This is a genomic window from Pseudomonas sp. MF4836 (assembly GCF_002018875.1).
Classification (GTDB): Bacteria; Pseudomonadota; Gammaproteobacteria; order Pseudomonadales; family Pseudomonadaceae; genus Aquipseudomonas.
On the sequence record NZ_MVOL01000004.1, the window covers coordinates 192,808 to 213,680 of the forward strand.

General features: G+C 63.0%; 19 protein-coding genes. 10 read left to right on the forward strand and 9 right to left on the reverse strand.

Translation table 11 applies throughout. From position 1 onward, the window contains the following. Positions 1-61: 61 nt before the first annotated feature. Complete coding sequence (locus MF4836_RS11075) at positions 62-1,282, forward strand: N-acetylmuramoyl-L-alanine amidase (protein ID WP_043228421.1); 1,221 nt, start codon at positions 62-64, stop codon at positions 1,280-1,282. Positions 1,283-1,295: 13 nt separating this feature from the next. Here MF4836_RS11075 and MF4836_RS11080 read toward each other — a convergent pair whose 3' ends face one another. Beyond that, complete coding sequence (locus MF4836_RS11080; protein WP_078470372.1) at positions 1,296-1,676, reverse strand: glutamine synthetase; 381 nt, start codon at positions 1,674-1,676, stop codon at positions 1,296-1,298. Between the two features lie 119 nt (positions 1,677-1,795). On the opposite strand from MF4836_RS11080, the gene dksA reads away from it, so the two are divergent. The 4 genes from dksA (at position 1,796) to MF4836_RS11100 (ending at position 5,215) form a co-directional block, all read left to right on the forward strand. Further along, positions 1,796-2,200: an RNA polymerase-binding protein DksA gene (gene dksA / locus MF4836_RS11085; RefSeq protein WP_078470579.1), complete on the forward strand. Its 405-nt coding sequence runs from the start codon at positions 1,796-1,798 to the stop codon at positions 2,198-2,200. 35 nt (positions 2,201-2,235) lie between these two features. Beyond that, positions 2,236-3,444, forward strand: coding sequence for a zinc metallochaperone GTPase ZigA (zigA, locus tag MF4836_RS11090; protein WP_078470373.1), 1,209 nt, complete (start codon positions 2,236-2,238; stop codon positions 3,442-3,444). Next, a complete protein-coding gene (locus MF4836_RS11095) occupies positions 3,444-4,106 on the forward strand; it encodes a DUF1826 domain-containing protein (RefSeq protein WP_078470374.1) in 663 nt (220 codons plus the stop codon). Before zigA ends, MF4836_RS11095 begins: the two co-directional genes overlap by 1 nt. A gap of 146 nt (positions 4,107-4,252) precedes the next feature. Then, on the forward strand, positions 4,253-5,215 hold the full coding sequence (locus tag MF4836_RS11100) for a CobW family GTP-binding protein (RefSeq protein WP_078470375.1): 963 nt from the start codon (positions 4,253-4,255) through the stop codon (positions 5,213-5,215). A 44-nt stretch (positions 5,216-5,259) separates the two neighbouring features. Here MF4836_RS11100 and MF4836_RS11105 read toward each other — a convergent pair whose 3' ends face one another. After that, the gene (locus tag MF4836_RS11105) at positions 5,260-5,652 is read right to left on the reverse strand and encodes a DUF3301 domain-containing protein (RefSeq protein WP_020294882.1); all 393 of its coding nucleotides are present in this window, start codon (positions 5,650-5,652) and stop codon (positions 5,260-5,262) included. A 118-nt stretch (positions 5,653-5,770) separates the two neighbouring features. Here MF4836_RS11105 and pdxY point away from each other — a divergent pair, with 118 nt between their 5' ends. Continuing rightward, positions 5,771-6,643 (forward strand): pyridoxal kinase PdxY, encoded by an 873-nt coding sequence (gene pdxY, locus MF4836_RS11110; RefSeq protein ID WP_078470376.1) that lies wholly within the window; start codon positions 5,771-5,773, stop codon positions 6,641-6,643. 45 nt (positions 6,644-6,688) lie between these two features. Here the strand turns inward: pdxY and MF4836_RS11115 are convergent, their stop codons facing one another. Together MF4836_RS11115 and MF4836_RS11120 are read right to left on the reverse strand one after the other, a co-directional pair. Then, positions 6,689-8,101, reverse strand: a complete 1,413-nt coding sequence (locus MF4836_RS11115; protein WP_078470377.1) for an APC family permease — start codon at positions 8,099-8,101, stop codon at positions 6,689-6,691. Positions 8,102-8,356: 255 nt separating this feature from the next. Further along, positions 8,357-8,842, reverse strand: a complete 486-nt coding sequence (locus MF4836_RS11120) for an acyl-CoA thioesterase (RefSeq protein WP_020294879.1) — start codon at positions 8,840-8,842, stop codon at positions 8,357-8,359. 294 nt (positions 8,843-9,136) lie between these two features. Between MF4836_RS11120 and MF4836_RS11125 the strand changes: the two genes are divergently transcribed. Further along, positions 9,137-10,900: a cation:proton antiporter gene (locus MF4836_RS11125; RefSeq protein ID WP_078470378.1), complete on the forward strand. Its 1,764-nt coding sequence runs from the start codon at positions 9,137-9,139 to the stop codon at positions 10,898-10,900. A 114-nt stretch (positions 10,901-11,014) separates the two neighbouring features. On the opposite strand, the gene MF4836_RS11130 is transcribed toward MF4836_RS11125, so the two are convergent. The 4 genes from MF4836_RS11130 to uvrD form a co-directional block, all read right to left on the reverse strand. After that, on the reverse strand, positions 11,015-11,422 hold the full coding sequence (locus MF4836_RS11130; RefSeq protein ID WP_020294877.1) for an SMI1/KNR4 family protein: 408 nt from the start codon (positions 11,420-11,422) through the stop codon (positions 11,015-11,017). A 137-nt stretch (positions 11,423-11,559) separates the two neighbouring features. Continuing rightward, positions 11,560-12,429: a Tim44 domain-containing protein gene (locus tag MF4836_RS11135; RefSeq protein ID WP_078470379.1), complete on the reverse strand. Its 870-nt coding sequence runs from the start codon at positions 12,427-12,429 to the stop codon at positions 11,560-11,562. 176 nt (positions 12,430-12,605) lie between these two features. Next, on the reverse strand, positions 12,606-13,046 hold the full coding sequence (locus MF4836_RS11140) for an EamA family transporter (RefSeq protein ID WP_078470380.1): 441 nt from the start codon (positions 13,044-13,046) through the stop codon (positions 12,606-12,608). A 100-nt stretch (positions 13,047-13,146) separates the two neighbouring features. Beyond that, a complete protein-coding gene (uvrD, locus tag MF4836_RS11145) occupies positions 13,147-15,330 on the reverse strand; it encodes a DNA helicase II (RefSeq protein WP_078470381.1) in 2,184 nt (727 codons plus the stop codon). Positions 15,331-15,576: 246 nt separating this feature from the next. Between uvrD and MF4836_RS11150 the strand changes: the two genes are divergently transcribed. From MF4836_RS11150 to MF4836_RS11160, 3 genes are all read left to right on the forward strand, one after another. After that, positions 15,577-18,444, forward strand: coding sequence for a GGDEF domain-containing phosphodiesterase (locus MF4836_RS11150; RefSeq protein ID WP_078470382.1), 2,868 nt, complete (start codon positions 15,577-15,579; stop codon positions 18,442-18,444). Between the two features lie 172 nt (positions 18,445-18,616). Beyond that, positions 18,617-19,483 (forward strand): transcriptional regulator HexR, encoded by an 867-nt coding sequence (gene hexR, locus MF4836_RS11155; RefSeq protein ID WP_003177007.1) that lies wholly within the window; start codon positions 18,617-18,619, stop codon positions 19,481-19,483. Between the two features lie 142 nt (positions 19,484-19,625). Further along, on the forward strand, positions 19,626-19,838 hold the full coding sequence (locus tag MF4836_RS11160) for a PA3496 family putative envelope integrity protein (protein WP_078470383.1): 213 nt from the start codon (positions 19,626-19,628) through the stop codon (positions 19,836-19,838). Here the strand turns inward: MF4836_RS11160 and MF4836_RS11165 are convergent. Further along, complete coding sequence (locus MF4836_RS11165) at positions 19,780-20,742, reverse strand: LysR family transcriptional regulator (RefSeq protein ID WP_078470384.1); 963 nt, start codon at positions 20,740-20,742, stop codon at positions 19,780-19,782. The genes MF4836_RS11160 and MF4836_RS11165 overlap by 59 nt on opposite strands. Between the last annotated feature and the right edge of the window lie 131 nt (positions 20,743-20,873).

Sequence of the window (20,873 nt, forward strand, 5' to 3'; positions counted from 1 at the left end):
CACAGCCGGCTTACCACCCGGCCTCGTGAGTACGGACGCTCCTTAATCAGCGGTATATGTCATGCACAGACGTCAATTGCTTAACCTGCTGCTGGCCAGCGCGGCCCTGATCCTGCCACTGGGGGTGTCTGCGACGCAGATCCGCAACGCGCGGCTCTGGCGCTCCGACGACAAACTGCGGCTGGTGCTCGACCTCAGCGGGCCGGTGCAGTACCAGACCTTCTCCCTGAGTGCGCCGCAACGTTTGATCGTCGACTTGCGTGGGGCCAGGCTCAGCGGCGATTTCAGTCAGTTGGCCCTGGCCAATACGGTGATTCGGGCGATTCGCTCCGGGCGCTTTGGTGACGGCGACACGCGCATCGTCCTCGACCTGACCGAGCCGGTGCAGCTCAACAGCTTTTTGCTGCCGCCCCAGGATGGCCAGGGGCATCGCCTGGTGCTGGATTTGAGCCGCGTCGGCCAGGCACCGTTGCAGGTGGCCGCCGCCAGTGCGCCACTGGTGCAACGGCCGCCGGCAGCGGACAAGGCCCACCCCAAGCGCGACATCATGGTGGTGGTCGACCCCGGCCACGGCGGCAAGGATCCGGGGGCGGTCGGGGCCAAGGGCGAGCGCGAGAAGGATGTGGTGCTGGCGATTGCCCAGTTGCTGGCCAAACGGCTCAAGCGCGAGAAGGGCTTTACGGTGAAGCTGGTGCGTAACGACGATTTCTTTGTGCCGCTGCGCAAGCGCGTGGAGATCGCCCGTCAGCATCAGGCCGACATGTTTATCTCGGTGCACGCCGATGCCGCGCCACGGCTGACAGCTTCCGGCGCCTCGGTGTATGCCTTGTCCGAAGGCGGCGCGACCTCGGCGACCGCGCGCTTCATGGCGCAGCGGGAAAACGGCGCCGACCTGTTGGGGGCTACCAGCCTGCTCAACCTCAAGGACAAGGATCCGATGCTGGCCGGGGTGATCCTGGACATGTCGATGAACGCCACCATTGCCGCCAGCCTGCAATTGGGCAGCACCGTGCTCGACAGCCTGTCCGGGATCACCACCCTGCATCAGAAGCGCGTGGAGCAGGCCGGGTTCGCGGTGCTCAAGTCACCGGATGTTCCGTCGATCCTGGTGGAAACCGGCTTCATCTCCAACAGCCGCGACAGCCAGCGCCTGGTCACCGCTCGGCATCAGCAGGCAGTGGCCGACGGTTTGTTCGAGGGCTTGCAGCGCTACTTTCAGAAAAACCCACCCATCAACAGCTACATGGCCTGGCAGCAGGAGCAGCAAAAAGCCCGAGTCTGACGCGCTGGCAGGCTTAACAACCGCTGAGGCGGCTGCAGGTGAACACGCCTTTGCTGCCGCCCGAACTGGAGAATCGATTGAGGGTGGTCCAGCCCACGCGGCGGCTGTAGCCGACCCAGGCTTCGCCGTTGGAAGCGAGGCCGGTGAAGAAGGTCAGCTGTCCATAGCGGCTGTTGGTCTGCGCCCAATAGCGTTTGCCGCTGACTTCGAAGCCGCGCAGGTAAGTGTCGCTGCCCGCGGTGGCGACGCTGTAGGCATTGCCCTGGGGATCCACGCAGGCCAGCAGGTTGGCACTGCGGGTGCAGTTGGCCAGCGTGCTCGGCAATTGACCCCAGGCGTAGCCGGCAATCAGCAGCGCCAGGCTCGGCAACAGGTATTTCAACGAAGTGGGCATCAAGGTTCTCGTCGCAAGAGGGCGCCAGCATCGCGCCCTTCGTCAGCCTCGGCAAGAGAGGATTGGCTTATTTGTATTGTTATAATATAACATCAAATAAAACCTGATCCGTGATGCCCATGACTGAACAAGAACTGCTTGCCCAACCCCAGGCCGACTACATGAACGACGCCCAGCAGGGGTTCTTCCGCGAACTGCTGTTGGCGCAGCGCACCGACCTGCAACAGCGCATCGCCGGCGAGTTCAGCGAACTGCGCGAACAGGAACCCAGCAGCGACCCCGCAGACATCGGCAGCGCCGAAGAGCGGCGCCAGTGGCAACTGCGCCTGCTGGAGCGGGAAAAGAAGCTGCTGGACAAGATCGACCAGGCCCTCGAACACCTGGCCCGTGGCGAATATGGCTGGTGCCGGGAAACCGGTGAGCCGATCGGCCTCAAGCGCCTGTTGCTGCGCCCAACCGCCACCCTGTGTATCGAAGCCAAAGAACGCCAAGAGCTGCGCGAACGCCATACCCGGGCGTCTTGACCCAGCCACCGTACGCCCTGATGAGGACCACCCCCATGACCGACCGTCTCCCCGTTACCGTGCTTTCCGGCTTTCTCGGCGCCGGCAAAAGCACCTTGCTCAACTACGTGCTGCGTAACCGTGAAAACCTGCGAGTGGCGGTGATCGTCAACGATATGAGCGAAATCAACATCGATGGCGGCGAGGTCCAGCGTGACGTCAGCCTCAATCGCGCCGAAGAAAAGCTGGTGGAAATGAGCAACGGCTGCATCTGCTGCACCCTGCGCGAAGACCTGCTGGAAGAAGTCGGCAAACTGGCCCGGGAAGGGCGCTTCGATTACCTGCTGATCGAGTCCACCGGCATCTCCGAACCGCTGCCGGTGGCCGAAACCTTCACCTTTCGCGATGAACAGGGCCAGAGCCTGGCGGACGTAGCGCGCCTGGACACCATGGTCACGGTGGTCGACGGGATGAATTTCCTGCTCGACTTCCAGGCCGCCGAAAGCCTGGCTTCCCGTGGCGAGACCCTGGGCGAGGAAGATGAACGTTCGATCACCGACCTGCTGATCGAGCAGATCGAGTTCGCCGACGTGCTCCTGATCAGCAAGATCGACCTGATCAGCAGCGACCAGCGTCAGGAACTGATGGCCATTCTCCAGCGCCTCAATTCCCAGGCGCAGATCCTGCCCATGGTCATGGGCCAGGTGCCGCTGAACGCGATCCTCAACACCGGACGGTTTGACTTCGAACGCGCGGCCCAGGCCCCCGGCTGGTTGCAGGAGCTGCGCGGCGAGCACGTGCCGGAGACCCAGGAGTACGGGATCGCCTCCACGGCGTACCGGGCGCGCCGGCCCTTTCACCCACAGCGTTTTTTCCAGTTTATCGACCGGCCCTGGGTCAACGGCAAACTGCTGCGCTCCAAGGGCTTTTTCTGGCTCGCCAGCAAGTACCGGGACGCCGGCAGTTGGTCCCAGGCCGGGGGCTTGATGCGCCACGGGTTTGCCGGGCGTTGGTGGCGTTTCGTGCCCAGGCAGCAGTGGCCCCAGGATCAGGAAAGCACCGCGGCGATCTTGAACAACTGGACTCCAGCCAGCGGCGACTGCCGTCAGGAACTGGTATTTATCGGGCAGAACATCGACTTCGCACAACTTGCCGCCGAACTCGACGCCTGCCTGCTGAGCGACGCGGAGATGGCCCTGGGTGTCGAAGGCTGGCGGCAATTGCCCGACCCCTTCGGGCCCTGGCAAGGGGAGGTCGCGGCCTGATGCCGGCCCTGAGAGCCCCCGGCATTGCGTTGCCGTCGCTGACCCGCCGCCAGGCGCTGGGCGCTGCGCCCTCGGTATTGGCCGAGGTGCTGCAGGACCCGGTCAACCTGGCCTTGTGGCAGCGCCGGCTGCCGGCGCATATCGCCGATTTCGGCGCCTTGTTGCTGTCCCTCAACCAGCCCCTGGCCGACTCCCTGTCCCTGGAGCTGGCCGATGACGAAGCCGAGCCCAACTTGCGTGGCCTGGCGTCGGGCTTCAGTGATCTTGAGGGCTATGACGGCTTTATCGCCGACGTTTCCTGGCTGGTCAGCGCCTTTGCCTGCCTGTTGGGGGCACGACGCGTGGGGTTGCGTCTGCGGGTTCTGGACAAGGCCATGTGCCCGCGCTTTCACGTCGACCATGTGCCGGTGCGCTTGATCACCACCTACGCCGGCGTCGGCAGCCAGTGGCTGAAGGAAGGCGTCATGGACCGCCGGCAGTTGGGCCAGGCCCAGGCCGAGCCTGATGCCGGAGAGTCAATCGAGCAAATGGCCTGCGGCGAGGTGGCGTTGCTCAAGGGTGAGAAATGGCACGGCAATGAAGGCTTCGGCCTGATCCATCGCTCACCGCAACCGGCGCCGGGCGAGCGCCGGTTGATCCTGACCCTGGACTGGCTGGGCTGACCGGCCGTGTTCTGCCAGGCAGGCATGGGGCGTTGCTGATGGCCAGCGCCGCCTCGTGCCTCGGCAGCGACTGCAGGTCGAGCGGCTATTCGCCTGGGGCGAGAAGGGCGTAGCATCGCTTCACCGGTTTTATGGACTCCCTTCCCATGCTGCAAAACATCCCCACTCACGTTATCGCCGGGCCCTTGGGTGCCGGAAAGACCAGCCTGATCCGCGACCTTTTGCGCCAGCGCCCGGCCAACGAGCGCTGGGCGGTGCTGATCAACGAGTTCGGCCAGATCGGCCTGGATGCGGCGCTGCTGGCCCGGGATGAAGACGGTATTAGCCTGGGGGAGGTGGCCGGCGGCTGTCTGTGTTGCGTGAACGGCGCGCCGTTTCAGGTGGGCCTTGGGCGCTTGCTGCGCAAGGCGCGACCGGACCGGCTGTTTATCGAGCCCTCGGGGCTCGGCCATCCGGCGCAATTGCTGCGGCAATTGCGCGAGGCGCCGTGGCAAGGGGTGTTGGCTGTGCAGCCCTGCGTATTGGTGCTGGATGCCCAGGCCCTGGCGGCCGGCAAGCCCTTGCCCCGGGCCCAGCAGGAGGCGTTGGCCAGTGCCGGGTTGTTGTTGCTGAACAAGGATGAGCATCTGGACGAGGCCGAGCAGCAGCGGGTTATCGAGCAACTGCCGGATTGTCCGCGGTACTGGACCCACCAGGCCCATCTGCCGCTGGCACAGTTGCCCGGTTTACTGGCTCGCGCCGACGCGGCTCAGGTCGAGTTGGAGCTGCCCCAGGGCCTGGCGCAGCTGCCGGCGATCTGGACCGATCCGACTCGGCCGATCTGCCTGAGCCAGGCCCAGGAGGGCGGCTGGAGCATTGGCTGGCGCTGGCATCCAAGCCAGCTATTCGACCTGACGCGGATCGACCATTGGTTGCAGAACCTCGACTGGCGCCGGGCCAAGCTGGTGATCCACAGCGGCGAAGGCTGGCGTTCCGGGAATGGCGTCGACAACTCGCCCCTCAACTGGCTGCCCAGTGAATGGCGCCAGGATTCGCGGTTGGAGTTGATTTTCAGCGAGGTACAGGAGGTCGCGGCGTTGCAGAACAGCCTACAAGCCTGCCGCCTGTAGCCGCTGCCGAAGGCTGCGCTGGCCCTCGACCCTGATCCACCGTCTCACTGCCGCCATTTCTGATGCTCTTCCCGCCATTGGCTCAGCTCGATCACTTCCGCACTGGGCAATGGGGTTTTGACTTCAAAGGGGTAGGGCGCGAGTTCGATCTGTGCGCTGTGGGCGCCGAACTGGGTGATGGTGCCGGCGTGCCGGGTTTCACCGGTCACGGTGAACTCGAAATTGTAGATTCGCGCCAGGCGTCGGCGGCCGTTGGCATCCTTGACGAAGCCGATGCGCTTGAGCGCGACGTTGCCGTCCAGCAGCTCGATATCGAGCTTGGCGCAGTGCTGCTTGACCCTCTCCAGTGCCCGCTCGCGCAAACCGTGGTTGTGCCAGATCCAGGCGGCGCCCGTCGCCAGCAGCATCAGCACAAAGATATTTCCAAGGGTCAGCATGAAGATTTGCTCCGACAAAGTGCCATCAGCTTAACTGCCTCTCCGGTCTGTCGTACAGGCTGTGTTTAGTCGCATACTGCGCGGCTTGAATTTCAATGGTTTTACGGAAAATCCGCGCATGAAACGTACACCTCATCTGCTTGCGATCCAGTCCCATGTGGTCTTTGGCCATGCCGGTAACAGCGCTGCGGTTTTTCCGATGCAGCGGGTCGGGGTGAACGTCTGGCCGCTGAACACGGTGCAGTTCTCCAACCACACTCAGTATGGACAGTGGGCCGGAGAAGTCCTGGCGCCCCATCGGATTCCCGAGCTGGTAGAAGGCATCGCCGCCATCGGCGAGCTGGGCAACTGCGACGCGGTGCTGTCCGGTTACCTGGGCAGCGCCGCCCAGGGGCGGGCGATTCTCAGTGGTGTCGCGCGGATCAAGGCGACCAACCCCAAGGCGCTGTACCTGTGCGACCCGGTGATGGGGCATCCGGAAAAGGGTTGCAGCGTGCCCGCAGAAGTCAGCGACTTCCTGCTCGAAGAAGCCGTGGCGATGGCAGATATCCTGTGCCCCAACCAGCTGGAGCTCGACAGCTTCTCCGGGCGCAAGCCGCAGTCGCTGTTCGATTGCCTGGCCATGGCTCGGGCGCTGCTGGCCCGTGGGCCGAAGGCGGTGCTGGTCAAACACCTGGATTACCCGGGCAAGGTCGCCGATGGCTTTGAGATGCTGCTGGTCACCGCCGAGGGCAGCTGGCATTTGCGCCGCCCGCTGCTGGCGTTTCCGCGTCAGCCCGTGGGTGTGGGCGACCTGACCTCAGGCCTGTTCCTGGCCCGGGTGCTGCTGGGCGACAGCCTGCTGGCGGCGTTCGAATTCACCGCCGCCGCGGTGCATGAAGTGCTGCTGGAAACCCAGGCTTGCGCCAGTTATGAACTGGAACTGGTGCGGGCCCAGGACCGGATCGCCCATCCGCGGGTGCGCTTCGAAGCCACGCCGATCGAGCTCTAGCGGTTTGGTCACAAGCCGCGGTGCTGGGCCACACCTCAACCGACCCTAGAGCGGTTCTGAGAACTGCACCTCGGGCGCCTTGTGGCTGAAGCCCCGGGTGTGGAACGCCAGGTAGGCCAGGCCCACGGCGAACCAGGCCAGGCCGATGCCCAGGGTCAGCAGCGACAGGCTGGTCCAGAGCCAGACAATCAGGGCAAACCCCACCAGCGGCAGCAAGCCATAGCGCAGCAGGTCGGCGCCGCTGCGTGGCTGGCCATCGAACAGGTGGCTCTTGATCACTGCCAGGTTGACCGCCGAGAACGCCACCAGCGCGCCGAAGCTGATCATCGACGCCAGCGTCGTCAGGTCGATCACCACCGCCAGCAGCGAGATCAGCGACACCAGGACAATCGCCGTGGTGGGCGTCTTGTAACGCGCCGAGAGCACGCCGAATACCCGGCGCGGCAAGATCCCGTCGCGGCCCATGCTGAAGAGAATGCGCGACACCGAGGCCTGGGAGGCCAGCGCCGATCCCGCCGCGCCCGCCACATAGGCCGCGGTGAAAAACATCTCCAGAAAACGCCCCCCCGCCTGCAGCATGACCTCGCCGGCGGCCGCCTCCGGGTCCTTGAAGGCACTGCCGGGGAACACCAGCTGGCTGACCAGGGCCAGCAGGATAAACAGCGCGCCGGCGCCCAGGGTAGTGATCACAATCGCCCGAGGGATGTCCCTGCGCGGGTCGCGGGCCTCTTCGGCCAGGGTCGACACCGCATCGAACCCCAGAAACGACAGGCACAGCACCGCCGCGCCGGCTATCAATGGCAGAAATCCGACCTGACTGCCGTCACCCAGCCACGGTGCGCTCAAGTCCAGGGCCTCGACACCGAGCAAGTGCTTGCCGGCCAGGGCGATGAACACCAGGACAAACACCACCTGGGCGCCGACGATCAGGTTGCTCATGCTCGACACCGAACTGATGCCGCGAATGTTCAGCACCGTCACCACACCGATGGTCGCCACCACGAAGACCCAGGCAGGGACCTGGGGAAAGGCGATATTCAGGAACAGGCCGATCACCAGGTAATTGATCATCGGCAGGAACAGGTAATCGAGCAGCAGCGACCAGCCGGCCAGAAAGCCGATGCTCGGGCCAAAGCTCAGGCTGGTGTAGGAATAGGCAGAACCGGCAATCGGATATTTCTTCACCATGGCGCTGTAGGACAGCGCGGTGAAAAACATCGCCAGCAGGGTAATGACGTACGCGGCGGCCGTGCGCCCGCCGGTGAGCTGGGTGACCACGCCATAGGTCGTGAAAATGGTCAGCGGCACCATGTACACCAGGCCGAAGAACACCAGGGCCGGCAGGCGCAGGATGCGTCGCAGGGAGGTGCCCTGGGCGCTGTGGGTAAATTCGCTGGGGACGCCGCTGTCGCTGATGGCGAGGGCGTTGCTGCTGGAGGCGGGGCGGGTGCTGGGCATGTTCGGTTCTCACGCGTTCGTTCTTGTTCGAATGCTCCCGAGAGCGGGAGTGCGTTTTTGCCTTGCACGAGGATTCTGGCAGCGGGGCTGCGGCTACATAACTGCGTATGTGGTCAAAAAGGGATCAAAGCGGCCAATCTGCCTGGCCTTTAAGGGCTGGCGCGGGGAGGGCACGGAAATACCCGAGGGGCATTGCAGGGAGGGAGGTGCGAAGCGGGAGGCTGGAACCGTCCATGGTTCCGTGGTGCGTGAAGCTCAGGGCGCGTCGGCCTTGATCTCCTGATAGCGAATTTCCAGCTCCTGGCGAATCTGCCGGCGCTGCTTGGCCTGGATAAAACGCCGTTTGTCTTCGCTGGTCTGCGGTTGCAACTGCGGGACTACTGCCGGCTTACGCTGGTCGTCCACGGCGACCATGGTGAAGAAGCAGCTGTTGGTATGGCGCACCGAGCGCTCGCGGATATTCTCGGTGACCACCTTGATCCCCACCTCCATTGAGGTGTTGCCGGTGTAGTTCACCGACGCCAGGAAGGTCACCAGTTCGCCGACATGAATCGGCTCGCGGAAAATCACCTGGTCCACCGACAAGGTCACCACATAGCGGCCGGCATAACGGCTGGCGCAGGCATAGGCGACCTCGTCGAGGTACTTGAGCAGGGTGCCGCCGTGGACATTGCCAGAGAAATTGGCCATGTCAGGGGTCATCAGTACCGTCATCGACAGCTGGGCGTTTCCGGGTTCCATAGCACACTCACGGTTGTAGGCAGGGGTTACGGGAGCACCTCTGCGGGCGCTTGGTCAGCTTTCAAAACCATCGATAACGGGACGCCGGGCCGCCGCTCGCCGTCACGCGCCGATCGATCTGTTTCCTTATATTGCACCGCCTTTTTGCTCGAAGTCGCGGTGGTAACCTGCGAAAGGCCCTTTCCCAGGGCTTTTTCTCTCAAGTTTTCAGATTTTTACTTGGCCTTATCAGAGCATTCGGATGCTCGGCGGCCGAGTGAGCGTATTTGCCTACCCCACAAGGAGCCCCACGCCATGCATGCCATCAGCTTTATTCAGGACCTGGCAGTGATCATGCTGGTCGCGGGCGTGGTGACCATTGTTTTTCACCGGCTCAAACAACCGGTGGTGCTGGGCTATATCGTCGCCGGCTTCATTATCGGGCCGCACACCCCACCTTTTGGCCTGATCCATGACGAGCAGACCATCAAGACCCTGGCCGAACTGGGGGTGATTTTCCTGATGTTCTGCCTGGGCCTGGAGTTCAGCCTGCGCAAGCTGTTCAAGGTCGGTGCCACGGCCTTTATCGCGGCCTTTCTGGAAATCGTGCTGATGATCTGGATCGGCTACGAAATCGGTCGCTGGTTCGACTGGAGCACCATGGATTCACTGTTCCTCGGTGCGATCCTGGCCATTTCCTCGACCACCATCATCGTCAAGGCCCTCAATGACCTGAAGATGAAGAACCAGCGCTTTGCGCAGCTGATCTTCGGTGTGTTGATTGTCGAAGACATCCTCGGCATCGGCATCATCGCCTTGCTTTCAAGCATCGCGGTCAGCGGCACGGTCGACTCCGGCGAAGTGTTTTCCACCGTCGGCAAGCTCTCGCTGTTCATGATCGTGGCGCTGGTGATCGGCATTCTGCTGGTGCCGCGCCTGCTGGCCTACGTGGCCCGCTTTGAAAGCAACGAAATGCTGTTGATCACCGTGCTCGGCCTGTGTTTCGGCTTTTGCCTGCTGGTGGTCAAGCTGGAATACAGCATGGTACTGGGGGCTTTTCTGATTGGCGCGATCATCGCCGAGTCCCGCGAGCTCCTGAAAATTGAACGGCTGATTGAACCCGTTCGCGACATGTTCAGTGCCATCTTCTTTGTCGCCATTGGCTTGATGATCGATCCGCAGATTCTCCTGCAGTACGCCTGGCCGATCGTGGTGATCACGGTCGCGGTGGTCCTGGGCAAGATGTTGTCCTGTGGGCTGGGTGCCTTTATCGCCGGCAACGATGGGCGCACGTCGCTGCGGGTCGGCATGGGCCTGTCCCAGATCGGTGAGTTCTCATTCATCATCGCCGCCCTGGGCATGACCTTGCAGGTCACCAGCGACTTCCTCTATCCGGTGGCTGTGGCGGTATCGGCCATCACCACCTTGCTCACTCCGTACCTGATTCGCGCCGCCGACCCGTTGTCGCTGAAGTTGGCCGAAGTGATGCCGCAGCGCCTGGGTCGGGTGCTGGGCATGTATGGTGAATGGCTACGCAGCATCCAGCCCCAAGGCGAGGGCGCATTGCTGGCGTCGATGATCCGGCGGATCCTGATGCAGGTGGGGGTCAACCTGGCGCTGGTGGTGGCGATCTTCTTCTCTGGCGGCTACTTCGCGGCCCGTATCGCCGGCTATCTGCAGGACTGGATCAGCGATCCGAGCTGGCAGAAGGCGCTGATCTGGGGCGGTGCGCTGTTGTTGTCGCTGCCGTTCCTGATCGCCGCCTATCGCAAGCTCAAGGCGCTGTCGATGCTGCTGGCGGAGATGGGGGTCAAGGCGGAAGTGGCCGGGCGCCATACGCAGAGGGTGCGGCGAGTGATCGCCGAGGTGATTCCGATTTTGTCGTTGCTGGTGATCTTTCTGCTGCTGGCGGCGTTGTCGTCGAGCATTCTGCCGACTGCCGAGCTGCTGGTCCTGATCGCGGTGGTCGCGGCCGCGGTGGCTGCGGTGCTGTGGCGCTGGTTTATCCGGGTGCACACGCGGATGCAGGTTGCGCTGCTGGAAACCCTGGATAACCACAAGGAAAGTTCAGGGCATTGATCGCCCACTCCCGCCGCTGCCAGGGACGGCAACGGCGCGGTCACGCGCGCCATTACAGGGGGCATGCCTCTGTAAGTGCGCGCTTGCCGGCCATGAGGCGTGCGGGTGATCGACTCAGCTTTCCAGCCAGACGTCTCGTGCCCAGTGCCACACCGATTCCCAGGATTCTTCGGTGATCAGCTCTTCTTCGCCGGACCACAGCACCACGGTGCCGTCTTCCTCGACACAGTAATAGTCTTCGCCGTCCTGGCAGATCGGGATCAACTCGCGCGGTACACCCAGGTCCCAGGCAGTAGCGGCTACTTCCGGCAGATAGGTGTGGGACTGCGGGTCGGTGACAGTCACCGGTTCCAGGCTGCCGTAGACCACGTCACTCACGGTCAACAGGAACTCTTTGAAGACGAAGGGGATGTTGATGAACAGCTGTTCCTCGACTTCCACCAGTTGGTCTTCGTCCGGTAACTCCAGGGGCACGGGTACCGGTTCGTTTGCTTCACGCAGTTGCTCGATGACTTCTTCCACGGCCTGGGTCCTCTTAGCTCTATGGCGCGGTTTATATGACGCGGTTTTATACAGTAGCTCGCTATAAGTGCAATCGTGAAATGCAAAACCCCGACCTGAGTCGGGGTTCTGCATTACTGGTGTGACCGCGAAAGGGATCAGCCGTTCTGGCGGATACCTGCAACCAGCCAAGGCTGGTTGTCGCCTGGAGCGCGTTCCATGTTCCAGCTTTCGCTGAACATTTCGCCCTGGTCGAAACGCGAGGTTTTCGACACGCCGGTGAAGGTCAGGGTAGCAATGGTCTTGTCGGCACGATCATCCACGCCGTCCAGTTGGACATTGAGGTTGTCGATGTAGGTCGACTGGAAGCCATCACCCAGGTCTGCGCGTTCTTTTTTCAGGAACTGCAGCATTTGCGGGGTCACGAACTCGGCGATCTTGTCCATTTCATTCGCGTCCCAGTGTTGCTGCAGGGACTGGAAGTGGTTACGCGCAGCTTCGATGAAGCGCTCTTCGTTGAACCAGGCCGGAGCATTGATCACCGGACGGGCGGCGGCAGCCGAAGCACCACCGAAGATCGAGCCTGGAGCAGGCTGCTGTGGCTGGAAGGCTTCACGCTGCATGGGCGCGTGGCCAGCCGGAGCGAACTGCTCCTGCTGTTTGCGGCGACGAGCGGCGATGAAGCGGAAGATCACGAATGCGATGACGGCGAGGATCAGGATGTCGAAGATCTGCATGCCCTGGAAGCCACCGCCCATGAACATGGAGGCCAGCAGGCCGCCCGCGGCGATACCGGCCAGAGGGCCGAGCCAGCGCGAAGCGCCGCCCGCTTTGGCAGCAGCGCCAGCGGCACCGGCAGCGCCCGCGGTTGCGGCAGTACCCGCACCTGCGGAAGGCGCCATCTGGCTGGTTTGGTGCGACGGCGCGGCGCCCGCGCTTTTGCCGCCACCGAAGCGCTTGGCGTTGGCGTCGAGGCTCATCGTCAGGCCGATGCACAGCGCCATGGCGATGCTAAGAAAACGTTTCATAAAGGGAATTCCCATTTGTGGATGGCACGCGCGCCATGTTGCACAGGTGAAGTGTCACTGGCTAGCGGCATAATGTTTCGGGCTTTTGCCTGACAGGCTGGGTTCAGTTTCAGCCGGGGCAAGAGGACGTATATCTGGGACCCGGCGGGCGACGGGTGGGTTCAGTGCAACCGTGCCTAGCGGCGTAGTGCCAGCATCACCACGCCTGCGGTGATCAGTCCGATTCCACCCCATTGCCGCAGGTCGAGCTTCTCCCCCAGCAGCGCGGCGCCCAACAGGGCGACCAACACCACGCTGAGTTTGTCGACCGGCGCGACCAGCGAGGCCGGGCCCAGCTTCAGCGCGCGGAAGTAGCACAGCCAGGAAGCACCGGTGGCCAGGCCGGACAGCACCAGGAACAGGTAGCTTTTGCCCGAGATCGATCCCAGTGACTGATATTGGCCCGTGGCGTACAAAATCAAGGCCAGGCTCACCAGAACCACTACGGTTCGCAGCAGGGTGGCGAAGTCGGAATTGACGTTCTCGATACCGATTTTGGCGAAGATCGCCGTTAGCGCGGCGAATGTCGCCGATAGCAGGGCCCAGAATGTCCAGGAGGAAAAAAAGCCTGTGCCCATGGGGATGTTCCTCTTCCTTATATAAGGACGCTTGAGGGCGAGCGCGCCAGCCGTGGTCAGCGGGTGCCGGCTCGCACCGGCGCACCGCCTTCCGCTGGGCTCAGATGGCTTCCAGCTTGGCGTAACCCAGCATCAGCCACTTGCTGCCTTCGCTGAAGTTGACCTGGACCCGCGCCTGGGCCCCGGCGCCCTCGAAGTTGAGGATCACCCCGTCGCCAAACACGGCGTGGCGCACAGCCTGGCCCAGGCTGAAGCCGGTGTCCGGGATCTCACTGCCACCAAACAGGCTGCTGGAACTCTGCTGCTGGCCACCGCCAAAGGGACGGCTGACGCTGTTGGACAGGCGCACTTCCTGGATCAGCCCCTTGGGCACTTCGCGGACGAAGCGCGAGACCTTGTTGTAGGTCTCGCTGCCGTACAGGCGGCGGGTCTCGGCATAGGTCATGACCAGGTTCTGCATCGCCCGGGTGATGCCGACGTAGGCCAGACGCCGTTCTTCTTCAAGGCGCCCGGGCTCTTCCAGGCTCATCTTGTGCGGGAACAGGCCTTCTTCCATGCCCACCAGGAACACGTAGGGGAATTCCAGGCCCTTGGCGCTGTGCAAGGTCATCAGTTGGATGCCGTCCTCGTGCTCGTCGGCCTGGGTGTCGCCGGCTTCCAGGGACGCATGGCCGAGGAAGGCAGCCAGTGGTGTCAGCTCCTCGTCTTCTTCGGTGTTTTCGAAGTTGCGTGCGGCGCTGACCAGTTCCTCAAGGTTTTCTACCCGGGCCTGGCCTTTTTCGCCTTTTTCCGCCTCGTGGTAGGCAATCAGCCCGGATTGCTCGATCACCGTCTGGGTCATCAGGTGCAGCGGCATCTCGGCGGTTTTTGCCGCGAGGTTCTCGATCAGTTCGATAAAGCCGCCCAAGGCGCCGGCAGCGCGACCGGTCAGGCCCTTGTTGGCCACCAGCTGGCGCATGGCTTCCCACATCGACACGTCGCTGTGGCGCGCGTGTTCGCGGATCGCTTCGACGGTCTTTTCGCCGATGCCACGCGCCGGGACGTTGATCACCCGCTCCAGCGCGGCATCGTTGCCCCGGCCTTCGAGCAGGCGCAGGTAGGCCATGGCGTTCTTGATTTCAGCACGTTCGAAGAAGCGCTGGCCGCCGTAGATGCGGTACGGGATGCGTTCGCGCAGCAAGGCCTCTTCCAGCACCCGGGACTGGGCGTTAGAGCGATACAAAATGGCGATGTCGCTGCGGGCCAGGCCGGTTTTCAGCGCGCTTTCGATGGTTTCCACCACGTAGCGCGCTTCGTCGTGCTCGTTGAAGGCGGCGTACAGGTTGATGGCTTCGCCTTCGCCGCCGTCGGTCCACAACTCCTTGCCCAGGCGCCCGGTGTTGTTGGCGATCAGGGCGTTGGCGGCCTTGAGGATGCCGGCCGTGGAGCGGTAGTTCTGCTCCAGGCGAATGGTTTCGGCGTCCGGGAAATCTTCGGAATACTGGTGAATGTTCTCGATTTTCGCGCCGCGCCAGCCATAGATCGACTGGTCGTCGTCGCCCACCACCATCAGGCTGTCACCGCCCTTGGCCAGCAGGCGCAACCAGGCGTACTGCACGGCGTTGGTGTCCTGGAACTCATCCACCAGCACATGGCGGAAGCGCTTCTGGTAGTGCGCGAGCAAGCCCGGGTGGTCGCGCCACAGGTCCAGGGCGCGCAGCAGCAGTTCGGAGAAGTCGATGACCCCGGCGCGCAGGCAGGCCGCCTCGTAGGCTTCATAGATGCCGCGCATGGTGGCCAGGAACAGATCGCCGCTGGCTTGAATATGTTGCGGACGCAGGCCTTCGTCTTTTTGGCCGTTGATAAACCATTGCGCCTGGCGCGCCGGCCAGCGCTGTTCATCCAGCCCCAGGTCGCGGATCACGCGCTTGACCAGGCGTTGCTGGTCGTCGCTGTCGAGGATCTGGAAGGTCTGGCTCAAGCCCGCTTCCTGCCAATGGGCACGCAACAGGCGGTGCGCCAGGCCGTGGAAGGTGCCGACCCACATGCCGGCCGGGTTGATCCCCATCAACTGCTCGATGCGATGGCGCATCTCGGCAGCCGCCTTGTTGGTGAAGGTCACCGACAGGATGGAGTGTGGCGAGGCGTTCTCGACCTGGATCAACCAGGCGATACGGTGCACCAGCACACGGGTTTTACCGGATCCAGCACCGGCCAGGACCAACTGACGACCCACGGAGGCAGCTACGGCCTGGCGTTGGGCATCGTTGAGGGAGTTCAGCAGAAGGGAGAGGTCATCGCGCATCGGGGCATTCTAGGGGGCCGGGCGACACCGGGCAAACCCGGCGTTGGTTTAGCCGATAAAACTACCGTGGATGACGACCGGTCGGTCACAGGCTGCAGCCGTTGGCAGTGCTCGCCTGTACGGTTTTATGCAGTACCGGCGGGGGATTTGTTTTAGCGATTTATGATCTGGAGCAGTTTGGTACGGGCTATTGCTTGTGTATGCTCCGGCGACGTTTCAGGCTCAACCATTATAAGAACACTGCCTATGACACTCAGCACCGACCTGAGCGGTCCTTTTGTGGAGCCGCGGGTTATCCGCCAGCACTACGCCATGGAGATGGCGGTCGAGCGCACGCGTCTGCTTTATCAGGGCTCATTGCTGCCCACACTCTTCATGTTGCTCAACGGTCTGGTCTGCGCCTGGTTGCTGTGGAGCCCCGAGCGGTACTTGCTGGTCAGTGTGTGGATGGTCTGGCTGCTGGCCCTGGTGGCGCTGCGGGTGATCCAGGTGGCGGCGTTCGATTCCGCCATGCCCAGCCGCCAGGCACACGCGGTGTGGCGGCGGATGTTTCTGATGGGGTCTGCGGTCAGTGGCCTGACCCTGGCCTGCGCCGCTATCGCCCTGGTGCCCGCCGACAGTTTCCTGCAGCAGGCCTGGGTCTTCGGCCTGATCGGCGCAGCGATTCTCTCCGCCAGCGTTTCCTATGCCGTCAGCCTGCCGGCCTTCCTGTCCTTTACCTTGCCCTGCCTGTTGCCGGCCATCGCCTATCTGTTCTGGGGCGGCGACCAGCAACAGCGCGGCTGGGGCTGGCTGGGGTTGATTCTGCTGGTGTCATTGAGTGTGGTGGCCTGGCAGGTTCATCGCCTGATCCACCGTGGCATGCTGCGGCGTTTCCAGAATCAGGCGCTGATCGAGCACCTGCAGCAGGCGCAAAGCCGCAGCGAGCAGCTCAACAGCGAGCTGGCCCGCGAGATTGAACAGCGCCGGCGCGCCGAAGATGAACTGCGCGAAGCCCAGGTCAGCCTTGAAGGCCGGGTCGCCGAGCGCAGCCTGGAGCTGGACGCGGCCAACAAGGCCCTGAGCAAGAGCGAGGCGCGCCTGGCCCTGGCGCTCAAGGCCAGTGAGTTGGGGCTGTGGGACTGGAACCTGCAGACCGACGAAGTGCACCACACCCAGGTCAAGGAGCTGTTCGGGCTGGAGCCCGACTACGTCACGGCGATGCTCAGCCACCTCAAGCCCCGCCTGCACCCCGAGGACCTGCCGCTGCTCAGGCGCGCCCTGGTGGAGCACCTCAAGGGCCGCAGCGAGGATTATCAAGTTGAATACCGGGTGCGCCACGGTGCCGGCCATTGGGTCTGGATCGAGGACCGTGGCCGAGCGGTGGAGCGTAGCGCCAGCGGGCGGGTGACGCGCATGGTCGGTACCCGGCGCGACATCAGCACCAGCAAGGAGCTGGAAGAGCAGCGCAACCTGGCCGCCACGGTGTTCGAGGCCGCCAGCGAAGGCATCGTGATTCTCGACCCGGATTACGCATTGATCGCGATCAACCAGGCATTCAGCCGCGTCACCGGCTATCAGATCGAAGACATGCTCGGGCGCAATGTCGTGGAGCTGCCGTGCAGCCGCGATGCGCGTCGCCACTACCCGGCGATCCGCCAGGCCCTGGAGCAGCACGGCAGTTGGCAGGGCGAGTTAGTGGAGGCGCGCAAGAATGGCGAGCTGTACCCGCAGTGGCTGCAACTGAGCATGGTCCGCGACAAGCGCGGGCAGGTCAGCCATATCGTCGGCTTCTTCGCCGATCTGTCGGCGCGGCGCGAGTCCGAAGAGCGCATGCGCTACCTGACCCACTACGACGAACTTACCGGCCTGGCCAACCGCTCGCTGTTTCGCGAGCGCCTGCGCGACGCCCATCTGCGGGTGCGCCAGGGCGGGCGCAGCCTGGCCCTGGTTCACATCAACCTGGACCGCTTCAAGTTGCTCAATGACAGCCTCGGGCATGACGTGGCCGACCAGCTGTTGCAGAAAATGGCCCGGCGCCTGATCAATGCGCTGCCGGAAGCCGACACCATCGCCCGCTTGTCCGGCGATGAGTTTGCGGTGCTGTTCGATGCCTACGGCAGCCTGTCGAGCCTGACCCGAGTCGCCACCCGTTTACTGAGCAAGCTGCGCCTGCCGCTGACCGTGGACGGTCACGAGCTGGTGGTCAGCGCCTCCATGGGCATCAGCCTGCTGCCCGATAGTGCGCGGGAGATTTCCGCGCTGATCAGCCAGTCGAACATGGCCATGCAGTACGCCAAGCACCTGGGGGGGAATAATTTCCAGTTTTACACCGAGAGTCTGCAGGCCAGCACCCTGGAGCGCCTGCAATTGGAAAACCAGCTGCGCAAGGCCATCGACGAACAGCAACTGAAAGTCTTCTATCAACCCAAGCTGTGCCTGGCCAGCGGCCATCTGAATGCCGCCGAGGCGTTAGTACGCTGGGATCACCCGACCATGGGCCGGGTGCCGCCGGGGGACTTTATCGGCCTGGCCGAAGAAACCGGGCTGATCGGGCCGATCGGCGAGTTCGTGTTGCGCCAGGCCTGCTGGCAGGCGTGTGAATGGCAGCGCCAGGGGCTGGCGCCGATTCGGGTCTCGGTCAATCTGTCGGTGTATCAGCTGCGCCAGGGCAAGTTGGTGAGCCTGGTGCGCCAGGTGCTGGAAGAAACCGGCCTGGAGCCGCAATACCTGGAGCTTGAGCTGACCGAAAGCCAGTTGCTCGACAGCGTCGAACACATCATCTCGACCTTTCAGCAGCTGCGAGGCCTGGGGGTGAAGCTGGCGATCGATGATTTTGGCACCGGGTATTCGTCCCTGAGTTACCTCAAGCGGATCCCGGTGGACTACGTGAAGATCGATCAGGCGTTTATCCGTGGTCTGACGGAAGGCAGCGCGGATGCGGCGATTACCCGGGCGATCATTGCCATGGCCCACGGCCTGTCGCTGAAGGTGGTGGCCGAGGGCGTCGAGCATCCGGGGCAACTGGCATTTCTCAAGGCCGAGCAGTGTGACGAAGTGCAGGGTTACCTGATCAGTCGCCCCGTCGAAGCGGAAGGCCTGGCGGCATTACTCCGAGCCGACGCCGCTTTGTAGCCACTGCCGCAGGCGCGGGCCGCCCTGGCAGCTACATACAGCGGACCCAGCCAAAATAGGGGACGTAAAGCTGATTCAGTTACGCATTGCGCGGGCAAAAAACGGATTCATGTAGTATAACTACAAAACTGCTACATCCCTGGCGCCTGCCAATAACAATGAGTCCAGCCCTTTGAATCTGTTGCAGCACATCGCCCAGTCACGCCATCTCTTGCGCAAGTCGGAGCTCAAGGTCGCCGATCATGTGTTGCTCGATCCTGCGGCTGTGATGCACAGCTCCATGGCCGACCTGGCCCATAGCGTCGGCATCAGCGAACCGACCATCGTGCGTTTCTGCCGCGCCATCGGTTGTTCGGGCTTCCAGGACCTGAAACTCAAGCTGGCGCAAAGCCTGGCCGCCGGTGCCAGCTTCGGCCAGTTCGCGATCCATGAAGACGATTCCGTCGCCGACTACAGCCTGAAAATCTTCGACACCACCCTGCACACCCTGATGGAAGTGCGCGAGAAGCTCGACCCGGTGGAGTTGCAGAAGGCCGTGACCGCCATGTCCCAGGCCCAGCGCGTGGAGTTCTACGGCTTCGGCGCGTCGGGCGCAGTGGCGGCGGATGCCCAGCACAAGTTCTTTCGCCTGCTGCTGACGGCGGCGGCGTATTCCGACCCGCATATGCAGGCGATGTCGGCGGTGACCCTGAAGCCCACCGATGTGGCGATCTGCATTTCCCAGTCCGGGCGTTCCAAGGACCTGCTGATCACCGCCAACCTGGTGCGCGAAAGCGGCGCCTCGCTGATCACCCTGTGCCCGAGCCAGACGCCTCTGGCCGAGCTGTCGACCGTCAACCTGGCGATCGACGTGCATGAAGACACCGAAATCTACACCCCGCTGACCTCGCGTATCGCTCACCTGGTGGTGATCGACGTGCTGGCCATGGGCGTGGCCATGGCCCGCGGGCCGAGCCTGGTCAACCACCTGAAAAGCGTCAAACGCAGCTTGCGCAGCCTGCGCCTGTCGCCCAAATCGGTCAAAGCGCTGGACGACTGAGTCTGGCTGCACCGCCTGAGGTGGGCGCCACAAGCGCGGCCCACCACTGGGCAACATTCATCTCTCTGTCACTGACCCGCCGCCAAACCGTAACGCCCGACGTCCATCGTGAAACTCCCGTACTCGCATTGGGAGACTAGAAATGGCCCGGCCTTACGAAGAGAGCAACAGCGTAGTCAAGACCCGTCGTCAGCAGGAAGACCAGCGCCGCATGGAGTTTCGCCGCGCGATCGAACACCGCTGTGAGTTGCGTCAACTGCAGCAGGAGATCAACGATTACCCGGAGCTTGAAGCCATCAACTACTGGCAGGCGGCACCGACAGCTTCCCGTCGAAACGCTCAACCAGCACGCTGATCTGCACCCGTTCGCTGCGGATAAACCCCAGGAACGCATGTGCTACCGGTGACAGGCGCTTGGCCTTGGCCTGCACCAGGCACCAGCTGCGGTACAACGGCAGCTCTTCGACGGGCAGCTCGATGAGCCCCCCCGTCGCCAACTCAAGGTTCAGGGCGTGGCGCGTCAACAAGGCCACGCCCAGACCCGCTCGCACGCATTCGCGCTGGGCCTCGGCCGATGACACTTCCAGGGTTTGGGTGAAGTGCACGCGCTTCTCCTTGAAGTATTCCTCGCAGGCCATCCGCGTTCCCGACCCCTGTTCACGCACCAGCAGGTTGTAGGGCTCCAGGTCCTGCAGGCGCAGCGGCCCCATATGGCACAGCGGGTGCTCGGGGGGCGCCACGGCCACGATCGGGTTGTTGAGGAACGGCAGAAACTCCAGACCCATGTCCTGCGGCACCATGGACATGATCACCAGGTCGTCACGGTTGTCCGAAAGACGGCGGATCACCTGTCCGCGATTGACCACGGTCAGTTGCAGGTTGACCTCCGGGTGCTGGCGCTTGAAGGCGGCGAACAGGTGCGGCACGAAGTATTTGGCGCTCGATTCCACCGCCAGTTTCAGCTGGCCCTGCAACGATCCCTGCATGTCCGAGAGCTGCATGTCGAGGTTTTCCAGGCGTCCGAAAATGTCGCGACTGGCCCGTTGCAGGGCTTCGGCGGCCTCGGTCATGTACAGCTTCTTGCCGACGTAATCGAACAGCGGCTGGCCGATCAGCTCTTCCAGCTGGCGGATCTGCAGGCTTACGGCGGGCTGAGTCAGGGACATCTCTTCGGCGGCGCGACTGTAGGAGCGCAAATCACAGACTTCATTGAAGATCTGAAGCTGGCGTAATGTCATACGCATCAAGGACTTACGCATTATTTTAGGTCTCGCGCCGCAGGCTGATTGGCCAACTATAAGTCTTTACTTATGGTCGACCCAATAATTATTGATTTTTGTTAATCCCTCCATAGGCATAGTGTGGCGCAGCGACTGACTTGAAACATTTG